We start from the raw sequence: 13,616 nt of genomic DNA on the forward strand, positions 1-13,616 counted from the left end.
GAGCCTGTAAATAATTCTGTGTAACTGCCGTGGTTACATATAATCTGTCAGTCTATCTTCGAACATAATCATAAAGCGATTCAGGGCTTGTAACCAGTTTCTGATGGGCATCGTCCACTTCTTGGAAGCATCCTGGATCGCTAAGAAGATCACTTTCCTTGCCGATTCATCCGTTGGGAACAGCTTACGTTTTTTATGGCTTTTCTAATCACACAGTTCAATGACTCGATAGCGTTGGTCGTGTAGATCGCTCTCCTGATGTCCTCAGGGTAATTAAACAAGGTATTGAGGTTATCCCAGTGGGCTGTCCAGGAACTGTTGATTTGAGGGTATTTGACGTCCTATTTATCAGAGAACATTTCTAGCGCTAACAAGGCTTCATATTCGGTCTTGGTCTTGGGCTGGAATCGAGTCTGGTACTTACGAACCAACTTGGGTTCAAAGTTCGCATCTCGGTCGCACAGCACATCAATAGGAACCTGGCCATCATCAGTGAGAATCGACTTAGATGAGTAGCCATTACGGGAGTTTGGGCTGAGTTTAGTAGCGTGCTTTTCGTAGCCAAAGTTATCATCAAGATCGGACTCTGTCTTGATTGATTTGGCAGCTTTACGAGAAAAAGCTTCAAGTGCTTTCTTATCCATGTTGTTTATCCTTAGCCTTTTCAAGGCTTAAGCTTAAACAATTACACAGAAATCAGGACAGTCTCCGACTAATTAAAAGTCAACTACGCCAAGTTTCCGTTGCTTGACTCATCTCCTTCTCTGCTATGCCAGCATATTCCATATGCTGGCATAGCAAGCACAAGTAAGATGAGCAGCTCCGTAGCTTATTTTCCTTTAAGGATTCCAGCTCCATCGGTTGCTCTACAGACGTATATATCTTCCTTAAGGCCAGTTGCGGACTCGTATTTATTTTTAACGGCGAGTTTTAGACGCTCAACTAAATGCATAGGAACCAGAGCAACAACACAGCCACCAAAACCACCGCCAGTCATTCGCACACCACCTTGGTCACCAATCGTATCTTTCACAATTTCAACTAAAGTATCGATTTCTTTAACTGTGATTTCAAAGTCATCACGCATTGACGCATGTGACTCCGCCATAAGTTCGCCCATACGCTTTATGTCATGCGCACGAAGTGCTTGCGCTGCTTTAATGGTGCGGTCATTTTCTGTGATCACGTGGCGAGCTCGCTTCGCGACCATGTAATCCAGCTCAGACACTTTTTCATCAAACTGCTCAATAGTAACATCACGTAACGCTGCCACACCAAACGTGCGTGCCGCTTCTTCACATTGCTTACGACGCGTGTTGTATTCGCTGTCTACCAAGCCACGTTTTTTGTTCGAGTTGATTATTACAACCGCTATGTCCTCTGGCATCGGTACCGCTTCAGTTTCTAAACTACGGCAATCCAATAACATTGCGTGATTTTCACGACCTTCTGCCGAAATCATTTGGTCCATGATACCGCAGTTACAACCAACGAACTCATTCTCTGCTTGCTGACCATTTAGGGCTATTTCTGTTTGGCTGATTTCTAGATTAAACAGTACTTTAAATGTTTGCCCTATCACCACTTCCAATGCAGCCGATGAGCTTAAACCTGCTCCTTGCGGAACGTTACCACTAACCGCAATATCCGCTCCAGTAAATTGGTAACCGCGAGAAAGAAGACTTTTCACCACCCCGCGAATATAGTTCGCCCACATTTGGTTAGATTGGAAGACAATCTCTTGACTGATATCGAACTCATCAATTGCATTGCCATAATCCACGGATACCACGCGTACTAGGGTGTCTTCACGTTTCGCCGCAGCGACTATCGTTTGGTAATTGATTGCACATGGCAGCACAAAACCATCGTTGTAGTCAGTATGCTCACCAATGAGGTTTACACGGCCAGGAGCTTGAATAATATGGCTCGGTGCATAGCCCAGCAATTCTTCAAAAGAGTTTTCAACATTTTGGATTAAATCAGACATAGGTGGCTTTCTCTTAAGATATAAATTTGGTGTTGGGGAAGTACTTTGAGCCTCATGTTTCATCGCAAGGTGGCACTCCCCATTTTGTTCGTTATCAATAGTTCTCGAGAGTTTATGACTCTTTATAATGCACATCACTTAAGTCGCGTAAACGTTGTGCAGCCTGTTCCGCGGTTAGGTCTCGTTGACTTTCTGCGAGCATTTCATATCCCACCATGAACTTGCGAACCGTGGCACTACGAAGTAGTGGTGGGTAGAACAGCGCATGTAATTGCCAATGGTCGATATCGGTGCCTTCTTCAAAGAATGGCGCATAGTGCCAACCCATCGAGTAAGGGAAAGAACATTGGAATAAATTGTCGTAACGACTCGTCAGCTTTTTGATAGCAACGGCAAGGTCATCACGTTGCTCATCAGTTAGCTCACTCATGCGGCGTATGTGTACTTTTGGAAGAAGCATGGTTTCGAACGGCCATGCAGCCCAGTACGGTACAACAGCAATCCAATATTCAGTTTCAACCACTGTACGTGAACCGTCTTTGAGTTCAGCTTGCACGTAGTCCACCAGCAAGTTGCTGCCATGTTCTTGGTAATACGCTTTTAAGTTGCGCTCTTTGCGCTCAATTTCGTTTGGCAAGAAGCTGTTCGCCCAGATTTGGCCGTGCGGGTGAGGCTGAGAACAACCCATGGTTTCGCCTTTATTTTCGAATGCTTGAACCCAAATGTAGTCTTTGCCTAACTCTTCGATTTGATCATTCCATGTATCAATCACGCCGCGAATTTTATCAACTGGCAATTCCGGTAAGGTTTTGCTGTGATCAGGCGAGAAACAGATGACGCGGCTCAAACCACGCACACCCTGAGATTTGAATAGCGGATTATCTGACTTAGGTGCATCCGGCGAGTCCACCATCAACGCTGCGAAGTCATTTTGGAATACGTATGTACCTTGGTAATCTGGGTTTACATCCCCAGAAATACGCGCATTAGTTGGACAAAGGAAGCACTTCTCATCGTAACTTGGTTGTTCGTCAATCTCTGGTTTCTCATCAGCCCCACTCCAAGGACGTTTAGCTCGATGTGGAGATACCAAAACCCATTGCCCAGTTAATGGGTTGTAACGGCGATGTGGATGATCTATTGGATTGAATTCAATATTTGACATATTACTTGCTCATCTTTTTTAGTCTGTCTTCGATTTGGCACACACCAAACTCATCAATTTTTTTATAAGAAGTTTCGAGTACATTAATACCCGTCAGGATTACTCGATTGCCAATTCCACGTATCTGCCGTCATTTCAGCAATGCTGCGAGTCGCTTTCCAACCGAGCTCTCTTTGTGCTTTTGTAGTACTGGCCCAACATTCTGCAATATCTCCAGGGCGCCGAGGACAAATCTCGTAAGGGATTGGATGACCACATGCCGTTGAGAACGCTTCGACCATTTCAAGTACGCTCGAACCTTTGCCCGTGCCTAAGTTGTACACATGCAAACCGGCTTTTTCGCCGACCGATTTCAGGGCAGCGATATGACCGTCAGCCAAATCCATCACGTGGATGTAGTCACGCACACCAGTACCATCTGATGTGGAGTAATCACTACCGAATACCGACAGTTTTTCGCGGCGACCAACTGCGACTTGAGCGATGAACGGCATCAAGTTGTTTGGGATCCCCTCAGGGTCTTCGCCCATGGTGCCCGATGGGTGTGCACCAACGGGGTTGAAGTAACGTAACAAAGTCACACTCCAATCCTGTTCAGCTTGAAACAGGTCACTCAAACACTCTTCCACCATGTATTTACTGCGACCATAGGGGTTAGTGGTTGCACCTGTTGGTGACTCTTCCGTAATAGGCACAACCTTAGGATCACCATAAACCGTTGCAGATGAGCTAAATACAATACTTTTTACACCCGCTTTGCGCATACTGCGCACCAACACTAATGAACCATTAACGTTGTTATCGTAATACTCCAATGGTTTTAAAACGGATTCGCCAACGGCTTTTAGACCAGCAAAATGAATCACAGCTTGAATATCATGTTGATTAAATACTGAGTCTAAAAAGGCTTCATCTCGAATGTCGCCTTGATAGAAAGCTGGTTGCTGCCCTGTTAGTGCCTCTATACGATTTAATACCTCTATTTTGGAATTACATAGGTTGTCTACGATGATTGGTTCCATACCAGCTTTGATCATCTGCACACATGTGTGACTACCGATATACCCCATTCCGCCTGTGACAAGAACTGACATAAATACTTTTCCACCTTTCAACGTAAAAATCTCTAGATCAGGTATACCTGCGTCATGCGCAATATTCGGGCATACCGATCTATCTACTTGCTGTCCGTTTTTAATGATTAAATAATTAGTGTGGTTTGATTACGGCATGTACATATCATTAAGCTTGGTTACCTGTTTGCTTTTCCTACGTTTCAATAAATAGTTAAAGGTCACACCAAGCATTAAGATAACACCGCAAAAACCATACACTTGCATGACCGTTGGGTCGCTTGAAACAAAACCTACGTCCGAAAACATCACATACGCTCCTAACACCATATAGAGAATGACCGCGGACGCTTCAAAGCGGAAAGACCATGGCGTCACGTCGATGCTTTCATTCACTGGCATCACATAATCCGTATCACGTGGCATAAAATGACCAATCGCAAACATCAATAAAGTACAAACTACAAATAAAATCGCTAATTGATGTAAGAAGTGGATTGGGGTGTCAAAGATTAATTGCATCGCAGCATAGGAGCTCACAAATATCGTTAGTGCAACTTTGGCTGCAATAGCTGGTACACGTTTTGAAATGTAACCAACGAACACGATGGTGAAGATAGGCACACTGAAAAAGCCAGCAACCATTTGTAAGTATTGGAATAAACCTTCTGGTGCATATAGGATAAACGGTGCAATGCAAACAGAGATAATGGCAATGATGACTCCAAATAGGCGCCCCTTACCGACTAACTCTTCATCGGATTTATCTTTACCAAATAATGGCTTATAAACGTTCAATGCAAATAGTGTCGTAGAACTGTTTAGCACACCATTAAACGTACTTAATATGGCACCAAACATAACCGCAACAAAGAAGCCAACAAGAGGCTTGGGTAACACTTCGTTCACTAAGCGCGTATACATTGTGTCGGGATTACCTGCATCAGAGCCAAACATGTGGAAGGCAATGATGCCGGGAATGATGAGGAATAATGGAGAGATAACCTTAATTGCACCTGCGAGAATGACACCCTTTTGACCTTCTTTCAGGTTCTTTGCGCCAAGCGCACGCTGAATGATGGATTGGTCGGTGCCCCAATAATACAAGTTCACCAATAATAGGCCCGTGAACAGAGTAGAAAATGGCAGTGGATCCGTTTCTTTACCTACGGATTGCAGCTTCTCTGGTGCGGCAGTGAGCAACACGTCCAAACCTTCTATAAAGTTACCGCCGCCTAATGCCATCAGGCCAAATACAGGAATCATTAGGCCACCAAGAATCAGTCCTACACCATTGAAGGTATCAGCAATAACGACAGCTTTTAGACCACCATAAATAGCGTAAAAGAAACCTAACAAACCTATCGTGGCAGAGATCAGTGCGATGGAGCTAAATTCGGAAATACCCAATAAACCTTGTACATCGAAGATTTCGCCTAGTACCACTGCGCCAGCGTAAAGAGTAGTAGGAAGAATGTTGATGACGTATTGACACAAGAACAACAAAGTAACGAACTTCTTCACCGACATGTCATAACGGCTTTCTAAGAAATCTGGAATGGTGGTGATACCTTGCTTGAGGTAACGCGGTACAAGCAGCAGCGCAATGACAACCAGAGTAACGCCAGAGGCAACTTCCCACCCCATTACACTCATATTGTGGGTGTAGGCTTGAGCACTCATACCGACAAAACTGGTTGCACTCAAATTGGTAAGAATTAGCGAGCTGGCAATCAGTCCGCCCGTCAAACTTCGTCCTCCAAGGAAGAAACCATCTTGAGAGGTGTGTTTATCATTTTTAACTTTGCTGTAAGTGAACACCACAACAAAGCCCGTAAACAGCAAAAACGAAAGTAATACTGTAATAGACATTTTGTTTCCTTAACAAGTTAAGCAATTCAACTTGCTTGTTGGTTGTAGGGTGCCCCTCTAGCGAGTATAGGAGTGTTTTATCAGGAACAACGTAAGTTGAAACTGGTCGCCAGAGGAGGCAGATAGAGATTTAACGTTTTTTGAGGTGAACAATAAGCGCTGATTCGGGATCGAGGATTGGAAGCGTCACCCCAATTTCTTTTAAGTTATCACCACTTAGCGTCAGAGTTTTGTCTAGCCATTTCGGACGCTGTTTCATCAATTGAAAGCTGGTCTGTGGCATTTCCACAATCTTGATTTCGTAACTGGCTTTTTCATCTGCGCAACTCACCCGAAGTGGAGATGGTAGCGCGTAATTTGGCATGGCCAGTTGGCAGACCGTGATCAGCATTTCTTTCCCGTTTTCAACACCATAGATGTTCTGGCTATGATCTGCGGGGTCAATACGGAAAGCACGTCCAGAGTGAAGCAAATCGCGATACTGTTTGTGCAATTGAATATAATGGGCGAAGGCTTGTTTTTCTTCAGCGCTTTCTTTTACTGGATCGAGTTCAACGCCCATGTGACCACTTAACGCCGTCACTCCACGCATATTGATGGCATGACGGCGATTAGTTGAATGACATTCCGCAGGGCCAATGTGTGCACCCATTACTTCAGGCGGAAAGAAATAGCTCATACCACGTTGAATAGCTTGGCGTTCGAGCGCATCATTACAATCAGAAGCCCAGAAGCGATGGGTGCGTTTAAGGATTTCAAAATCAATACGACCACCACCTGAAGAGCAAGACTCAATCTCGACTTCAGGGTGTGCCGCATAAAGTTCATCTAACAGACGATAAAGCGCTTTCGTTTGACCATGTACAGCTGGCTTACCTTGATGACCTGGCTGCACCAGCTCACGGTTCATGTCCCACTTTAGGTACCCAATGTTGTATCGAGTCAGTAAATCATTCAAACGATCAAACAGGTAGTTGAAGCAATCTTTGTTTTGCAAATCCAACACGTATTGCCAACGACCTGAAGGCTGGTGGTAGCCTTGTAGACTCAATACCCAATCGGGGTGTTGGCGATATAGGTTTGAGTCTTGGCTGACCATCTCGGGTTCAACCCAAAGACCAAATTCCATACCTTTGTTGTTTACGTGCTCAATCACTGGTTCAAGACCATTTGGGTACTTCGTTTCATCCAAATACCAGTCACCAAGCGCGGCACGTTCACCATCACGACCAATGAACCAACCATCATCAATAATGAAGCGCTCGACCCCCATCTCAGCGGCTTCGGTTGCCATCTGCATGATGTACTCAGGGTTGTGATCAAAATAGATACCTTCCCATGTGTTTAAGTGAACCGGGCGGGGGTTACCACTTGGAAACTGGATAATATTGGCGCGAACAAACTCATGGAATCGTTGTGAAATACCGTTCAAACCCGAGTTGCTGTATGTTGCATAAAGCCACGGGGATTGGTATGTCTCACCACTTTTTAAACGCTTTTCGCCAGAGAGTAACAACTCGCCGGCTTGAACAAAGCGGCGACCATCACTACGAACATCAGCGCGCAGTTGATGATTACCACTCCAACCAAGGTGAAAGCCCCATACGTGACCCAACTGCTCGCTAAAGCCATTCGTGCCAGCGAACAGACCAGGGAAATTTTCATGAGAGGTTCGGCCACGGCGGTTTTCTTGCATAAAGCCACCATGTTCAAAGCGCAAACGTTGAGTTTGAAATTCATGACACCAACGTCCGTGAAATGTCATTAGTTCGTTGGCATGATTAGGCAACGGTAAAGTGGACGAAAGCTTATCTAAACAATACTCGCTTGACGCGATGTTCTTTATTGAGATGCGTTTTTGCACCACGTCGCTATTGAAGTCAAGGTGCAGCTCAATGACCAACTCAAGCCCAGCGATGTCGTCTTGAAGTATAAATGTTGCACTACCATCATTTTGCTCGATAGATTTGGTTATGAACACGGGCGCCCAATCATCGCCATTTCGGTGTCCTTCAATACCAGGCGCATTAAAGTGACCACTACCAAGCTCTGGACATAGTGATAACGGCACGTCGACATCAAGGCGAGCCTGAGAGATAGGACGCTCGGTCGAGAGGATTAAATCAGGGTCAATCTGAGCAATTTTCGCTCCCCAATGAAGGATTTCAGGAACACGATCTACTTTAATGATCATGCTGTGATTCTTAGATTTTAAGTGAACAAACTTTTGCATACTGCTTCTCTGTTTTCGCAAACATTTAATCTATAAGTAATGATGCGCTTATTCAGTTCCATTGCGACAAAAAAGCCTAATTAGTGTGATTAAGATCATTTTAATAGGGTGTTTTTTGTGTAGTCGATCTTGTGTTTCCGAAAACATTTACTCATGTTTTTACGACATCAATCACGAGAACATTTGAATGAACCTGGTAGAATGAATCGAAAATCTGGATAGGAGAATGCAATGGCAGTCACGTTTAAAGATGTTGCGCGGTTAGCTGGGGTCTCAACTCAAACCGTATCCCGCGTAACCAATGGCGCAGATAACGTCGCGGAAGCAACGCGAAAACGAGTCAACGATGCGATAAAAAAGCTTGGCTATGTACCAAACAAAGGTGCACAAATGCTGAGCCGAGCTAAGTCTCGGATCATCGGCATTGTTTCCTTGGATATCTCTCTGCACGGTGTGGCTCTGATTGCCAACGGAATTCGCAACCAAGCGCATGAGATGGGCTACGGGACAGCGTTAACCGTGTTAGCAAACAACTCTATTGATGAATTTCGCGATGCGATTCGAGAGCTTATTGCACAACAAGTCGATGCTATTATTATCAATGCCCCCGTAAATCAAGACATAGCACAGTGTCTGATTGAGCAGTTCAGCCAACTAACATTAGTATTCATTGATGTTCCTGAAGGGACCCCTGTCAATCATGTTAGGTGTGATCATCATACAGGAGCGAACTTGGCGGTATTACATTTGATTGAACAAAAACGCGATTCCTTCGTGTGTATTTCTGGCCCATCTGAATCGACCGCCTCTAAAATTCGTTACGACGCGTGGCAAACACAACTCCAAAAACATGGAGCCAAAGAAGTTGCTTGTTATGAAGGTGATTGGCAAGCAGCTAGTGGCCACAAAGCGATTAAAGACCTTGTGCTAAAAGGTATAGACTTTGATGCGGTATTAGTCGCCAATGATCAAATGGCACTCGGTGTTTTATGCGCTCTGTCAGAAGCAGGCATCAATGTGCCAAAGACGGTTTCTGTCATTGGATTTGATGGTATTCAGGACAGTCAATATTTTTCACCACCTTTAACCACGATCAAACAAGACTTCGACCAATTGGGCCGTAAAGCCGTTAAATTAATGCTCAGCCAAATGGAAAAACCAGAGGGAACAATCTCTGAGGTGCTGCCTGTCAATTTAGTCATCAGACAAAGTACAAGTGAAAAAGCAGATTCTTTATATGACAAACAAGAGGTTCTCGCTTGTCTTGAAAATATTCGTCGCCTACTGCCGTAGATAAAATTTTTATGAAGAACCACCTAGCAGTGTTTTTATGTTGAGAAAAAGCTCGGACAAACGTACAGAGAGCGGACCGAGCCACTAGAGTGGAAGCGCGCCCTCTTGGACAGCTTGCTACCAACCTTATACAGTACCTCGATTGTATCATTATCGTAGACTTACTCTTTTTCAATTTACTCAAATGGTAAGTGCCAACGTTCCTATCTTGCAAGGCTAGCAACTGGATTCATTCTAATGGGTTAATTTAGTGATACTGATTGACTCATCGAATGTGAACAGAGCTTCATTTGATCTCATCTACATTTATTGAGAAATTAATCATACTACTATAACAAGTTGATTTTGTCGGATAAGCAACACCTGTTATCAGATCTCCCTCCTGAGAGCCGTACGTCTAACTTTCACTACATACAGCTCAAAATCCACTAAGCTCCCTATTGACACCCAGTAAATTATAAATCAGTGGTAGCAGGGTCAAACCATGAGTTACAACCAGTTTTTTACCCTTACTTTGATTAAGAAAACCTTCCCCAAAAGGTTCGAACTGGTTTGCTTAAATCTTGATTTTGACATGTTGAATTAATAGGCACTTGAGCAATTTAAAATAGTCAGCTCATGTCTTTGTACGTCGAAGTAGAAAATTCACAGATGACTACCTCAAATACACGCAGATAGACAGTATTGACGTTTATTCAGTGCTAAAGGAAGGAAATCCAGTAATTACTACGACATTTACCACTTTATGTACTAGTCATAACCAGTTTTTTGAAAAGGTTGATTGATCTATCTACAATTGATTTAGAAGTTATGAAACTGAAAGGTTGAGACAATTTTATCAGAGACTTACTTAAGTAGTTAGGCGTGTATCAATTGAAGTAGCGAAACAGTAGAGGTAGATCTTACGTTTTTGGAGTTAAGATTTTCCACACCTCAGGTAATTCACCTTTCACTAAATTAGTAAAATCATTAACACATTTCTGCCCCAAAACGATTTTGAGGCATAGTTATAGTTTGTTGGAGTGCGCCTAGATTGAATTAATATTTCTTATGAATTGCGCCTGTTTTGTCGAAAGCTTCTCTGTCTATTATCACATCGTTTGCAGCTTTTCTTCTTCTCTTAACGTGAGAACCTCATATCCTGTACTGGTGACAAGTACTGTATGTTCAGATTGAGCTGAGAGTTTTTTGTCTCTAGTGACCACCGTCCAACCATCTTTTTTGGTTTTTATCTTAGCAGTACCCTGATTCACCATTGGTTCGATAGTAAAAATCATGCCCTCTTTTAATGTGAGTCCACTATTTGGCTGACCGTAATGAAGTACCTGTGGTTCTTCATGCATTTCACGACCTATTCCATGTCCACAATATTCCCTTACGATACTGTATCCATGGGATTCTGCATGTCGCTGTATCGCATGACCAATGTCACCAAGTTTTACCCCAGGTTTTACTTGCTTAATACCTTCCCACATAGCGTTATAGGTTGTTTTTACCAGTTGAATAGCAAGCGGTGATGCTGAAGGCATTACATACATTTTACTTGAATCGGCAATAAATCCATTCTTTTCTAGAGTAATGTCTAGGTTGATAATATCGCCACTTTTTAAAATCTCAGTCTCTTTAGGAACTCCGTGGCACACAACTTCATTAATCGATGAATTTAGTACATATTGATAATCGTATTGTCCTTTACTTGCAGGTCGAGCATTGAGTTCATTAACAATATACTGTTCAACTTTATTATTAATATCCATCGTAGAGATGCCAGGTTGGACGTATTCGTCGAGCATCTTAAAAACCTGCGCAAGTAACTTGCCGGATTCTCGCATTAACGAAATATCTTCTTCAGACTTAATCATTACTTGACTATGCATCACAATGTTCTTCAGTTGTTGAGATGTTTGTAGCGGAAACATTCGCGGATTGCATCAGATTCGCCATGATTTGATTGAATGAAAGTTGAGGATGTAGCTCAGCCAACATGCCCATTTTGATCCAAAACTCTGCTTGTGAGTTTATTGAACGTGACATGACCGAGCTTGCTTTACGAAGTTCTTCATGCAGTTCTTCTGAAATTTTAACAATACCCATAAATATACGCTTGATATACGAAACATATACGTATTGTATTTTTTAGGGATTGTAGTGTCAAATCTGTTGGAGATTATAGGATCTCATGATGGAGTTGATATGTATCCATTGACTAGCTTTTGCCCCATTATAAGACAGAGTAAATACTCATTCATATCCTGTTAATTGGGTTTTGCCTTACTAAAAGTAATCCATTCTTCTAATGCTATTCGTTGTTAATCCTCATGTTGTATTACGGGGGCTCTTAAGTTGTCAACATCGTACACAGAACCACCATGTTGTATTTATTCAACATGGTGCATTTAGAAAGAACGTCTTCCCCCAGCGGTATCCTTAAACCTTGTTCGAGGAGCTTTGCCACCCATCGTCCGTTTAAGGTTAGCAGGTATAAATTGACTTGAATCGGGAGTTTGCCAACTTCCTTCACCGTTTTTTCTGGCGTCCAATTGATGGTTGGTACGTTATCTTCAATCGCAATGGACAAAATATTGAGTTCACCGAGAGCAGCCATAAGGTTCTGACACAAGAGGATTTTGAGCGGTTTTTAGAGCAGGTTGAGGAATGGGAATGAGAAAAGGCGTCATCGTGACGCCTTTTAGCTTTTACTCTTTGAAGCAAGGAAGTCCCTGACTAGCACGCCAATCTTTCACTATTTTGACTATCCCTTCAGGCGTATCCTCACCCGGGTTCTCTGGGTAGTAAATTAAGTCTGAACCCGCCGGATGCTCCGTAATTAATATGAAGTGTTCAAGCAACTTATCTTGATAATCATCGCTGCCCTTTGATTCAATTATCTCATCTAGTAAGTTTATGAAATCAGCTTCAGTATAAGCACTCAGTGTGTCTTTTAATTCCATCGTTAACTCTTGTGTATATCAATATGGTTACGGGGGGTGTTTACTCTTAAATTGTCAACATCGTATACAGAACCACCATGTTGTATTTCTTCAACATGGTGTAGTTCGAAAGAACGTCTTCCTCCAACGGTATCCTTAAACCTTGCTCGAGGAGCTTTGCCATCCATCATCCGTTTAAGGTTCGCAGGTATAAATTGACTTGATAGAGTAGGATCATTGGCAATCTCGCCCCAGAAGACTCTTCTAAAATCGTCAAAGCTACTGAACTCACTTCCTCTTAGCTTATCAGCAATTTGAGACGGTATTGGAGCTCCTAAATCTTTACCCGCATCAGCTAACCAGATACCCAAGATATCTTCGCCCTTACCAGTAACGACTCCGGGCTTATCTCTCGGGCTTTCTTTGTAAACCACATAGAGCGGAGCAATGCCTGAGCTTTCAGGGAATACCAAGATCGCATCACGCCAGTCTTTCTCTTCAGGCGCAGGCGTAACGGTGACGTTCGCATCGCTATCCGAGTGGATTGGCGTGACCAGTATATCGTCTTTTTCAAACCCATCACTATGATCGGGGGTAGTTTGCCAACTTGCTTCACCGTTTTCTTCTGGAGTCCAATATATGGTTGCTCCGTTCTCTTCAATCGCAACGGACAACTGACCATTGTTCCCTTGTTTCACATATTTGATGGGGATTCGTGTGTCATCTACATGATAGCCCTGTACGTGCGGATAAAACTCACCATCTTGGGGCTCGGTAATGTGGACACGAACGCGGCTTTGCACCGTGGTTACTTGGCGTAAATCTTGGTCTGTGTATTGGGTGTTATCGCCAAATAAGCTTTGCTGCATGGCAAACAAAGCGCCAATACCTTCGACCTGCCAGCGGTAGCCCTCGACGATTTTGTCTTTCAATGTGCCGGCCAGTTTATCTAACTGCATCGCTGCGGTTTGGGTTTGCTGCATTTGCTCTGGGGAACCGGCGACAGCTGCGGAACTGCCCATAGCCATTTGTGCTTGTGTCGCTTGAATGGCGGGTATGA

11 protein-coding genes and 2 pseudogenes are annotated in these 13,616 nt (G+C 43.5%); 1 reads left to right on the plus strand and 12 read right to left on the minus strand.

What is annotated here, in order from left to right; translation table 11 throughout:
- Positions 1 to 33: 33 nt before the first annotated feature.
- The 7 genes and pseudogenes from R7E29_RS23095 to R7E29_RS19350 all read right to left on the minus strand — a co-directional run.
- Positions 34 to 389, minus strand: a pseudogene (locus tag R7E29_RS23095) (transposase); the annotation flags it as partial.
- Between the two features lie 72 nt (positions 390 to 461).
- Positions 462 to 644, minus strand: a pseudogene (locus tag R7E29_RS23100) (IS256 family transposase); the annotation flags it as partial.
- A 185-nt stretch (positions 645 to 829) separates the two neighbouring features.
- On the minus strand, positions 830 to 1,990 hold the full coding sequence (gene galK, locus R7E29_RS19330; RefSeq protein WP_169644324.1) for a galactokinase: 1,161 nt from the start codon (positions 1,988 to 1,990) through the stop codon (positions 830 to 832).
- A gap of 112 nt (positions 1,991 to 2,102) precedes the next feature.
- Positions 2,103 to 3,155 (minus strand): UDP-glucose--hexose-1-phosphate uridylyltransferase, encoded by a 1,053-nt coding sequence (locus R7E29_RS19335; protein ID WP_140367271.1) that lies wholly within the window; start codon positions 3,153 to 3,155, stop codon positions 2,103 to 2,105.
- An 83-nt stretch (positions 3,156 to 3,238) separates the two neighbouring features.
- Positions 3,239 to 4,249, minus strand: coding sequence for a UDP-glucose 4-epimerase GalE (gene galE / locus R7E29_RS19340; RefSeq protein ID WP_169644325.1), 1,011 nt, complete (start codon positions 4,247 to 4,249; stop codon positions 3,239 to 3,241).
- A gap of 129 nt (positions 4,250 to 4,378) precedes the next feature.
- Positions 4,379 to 6,100: a solute:sodium symporter family transporter gene (locus R7E29_RS19345; RefSeq protein WP_140367273.1), complete on the minus strand. Its 1,722-nt coding sequence runs from the start codon at positions 6,098 to 6,100 to the stop codon at positions 4,379 to 4,381.
- A 130-nt stretch (positions 6,101 to 6,230) separates the two neighbouring features.
- The gene (locus tag R7E29_RS19350) at positions 6,231 to 8,333 is read right to left on the minus strand and encodes an alpha-galactosidase (protein WP_169644327.1); all 2,103 of its coding nucleotides are present in this window, start codon (positions 8,331 to 8,333) and stop codon (positions 6,231 to 6,233) included.
- A gap of 231 nt (positions 8,334 to 8,564) precedes the next feature.
- On the opposite strand from R7E29_RS19350, the gene R7E29_RS19355 reads away from it, so the two are divergent.
- Positions 8,565 to 9,626, plus strand: a complete 1,062-nt coding sequence (locus R7E29_RS19355) for a LacI family DNA-binding transcriptional regulator (RefSeq protein WP_064377016.1) — start codon at positions 8,565 to 8,567, stop codon at positions 9,624 to 9,626.
- 1,091 nt (positions 9,627 to 10,717) lie between these two features.
- Here the strand turns inward: R7E29_RS19355 and map are convergent.
- From map to R7E29_RS19380, 5 genes are all read right to left on the minus strand, one after another.
- On the minus strand, positions 10,718 to 11,503 hold the full coding sequence (gene map, locus R7E29_RS19360) for a type I methionyl aminopeptidase (RefSeq protein WP_169644328.1): 786 nt from the start codon (positions 11,501 to 11,503) through the stop codon (positions 10,718 to 10,720).
- Positions 11,496 to 11,720: a ParD-like family protein gene (locus tag R7E29_RS19365; RefSeq protein WP_047101829.1), complete on the minus strand. Its 225-nt coding sequence runs from the start codon at positions 11,718 to 11,720 to the stop codon at positions 11,496 to 11,498. Before R7E29_RS19365 ends, map begins: the two co-directional genes overlap by 8 nt.
- A 244-nt stretch (positions 11,721 to 11,964) precedes the next feature.
- Positions 11,965 to 12,231 carry a hypothetical protein gene (locus R7E29_RS19370; protein ID WP_318082919.1) on the minus strand — a complete coding sequence of 89 codons (267 nt, stop codon included), beginning with the start codon at positions 12,229 to 12,231 and terminating at the stop codon, positions 11,965 to 11,967.
- Between the two features lie 91 nt (positions 12,232 to 12,322).
- Positions 12,323 to 12,577 carry a bacteriocin immunity protein gene (locus tag R7E29_RS19375; RefSeq protein WP_169644329.1) on the minus strand — a complete coding sequence of 85 codons (255 nt, stop codon included), beginning with the start codon at positions 12,575 to 12,577 and terminating at the stop codon, positions 12,323 to 12,325.
- 2 nt (positions 12,578 to 12,579) lie between these two features.
- On the minus strand, positions 12,580 to 13,616 hold a 1,037-nt coding region (locus tag R7E29_RS19380), incomplete at its 5' end, for an S-type pyocin domain-containing protein (protein WP_318082921.1).

The organism is Vibrio sp. Vb1729, assembly GCF_033338655.1.
Lineage (GTDB): Bacteria > Pseudomonadota > Gammaproteobacteria > Enterobacterales > Vibrionaceae > Vibrio > Vibrio alginolyticus.

Excerpts from the sequence above, each read along its gene's own strand:
- R7E29_RS19350 (WP_169644327.1), bottom strand. The coding sequence starts at position 8,333 with ATGCAAAAGTTTGTTCACTTAAAATCTAAGAATCACAGCATGATCATT.
- R7E29_RS19345 (WP_140367273.1), bottom strand. The coding sequence starts at position 6,100 with ATGTCTATTACAGTATTACTTTCGTTTTTGCTGTTTACGGGCTTTGTT.
- R7E29_RS19375 (WP_169644329.1), bottom strand. The coding sequence starts at position 12,577 with ATGGAATTAAAAGACACACTGAGTGCTTATACTGAAGCTGATTTCATA.
- R7E29_RS19355 (WP_064377016.1), top strand. The coding sequence starts at position 8,565 with ATGGCAGTCACGTTTAAAGATGTTGCGCGGTTAGCTGGGGTCTCAACT.
- R7E29_RS19370 (WP_318082919.1), bottom strand. The coding sequence starts at position 12,231 with ATGGCTGCTCTCGGTGAACTCAATATTTTGTCCATTGCGATTGAAGAT.
- map (WP_169644328.1), bottom strand. The coding sequence starts at position 11,503 with ATGCATAGTCAAGTAATGATTAAGTCTGAAGAAGATATTTCGTTAATG.
- galK (WP_169644324.1), bottom strand. The coding sequence starts at position 1,990 with ATGTCTGATTTAATCCAAAATGTTGAAAACTCTTTTGAAGAATTGCTG.
- R7E29_RS19335 (WP_140367271.1), bottom strand. The coding sequence starts at position 3,155 with ATGTCAAATATTGAATTCAATCCAATAGATCATCCACATCGCCGTTAC.
- R7E29_RS19365 (WP_047101829.1), bottom strand. The coding sequence starts at position 11,720 with ATGGGTATTGTTAAAATTTCAGAAGAACTGCATGAAGAACTTCGTAAA.
- galE (WP_169644325.1), bottom strand. The coding sequence starts at position 4,249 with ATGTCAGTTCTTGTCACAGGCGGAATGGGGTATATCGGTAGTCACACA.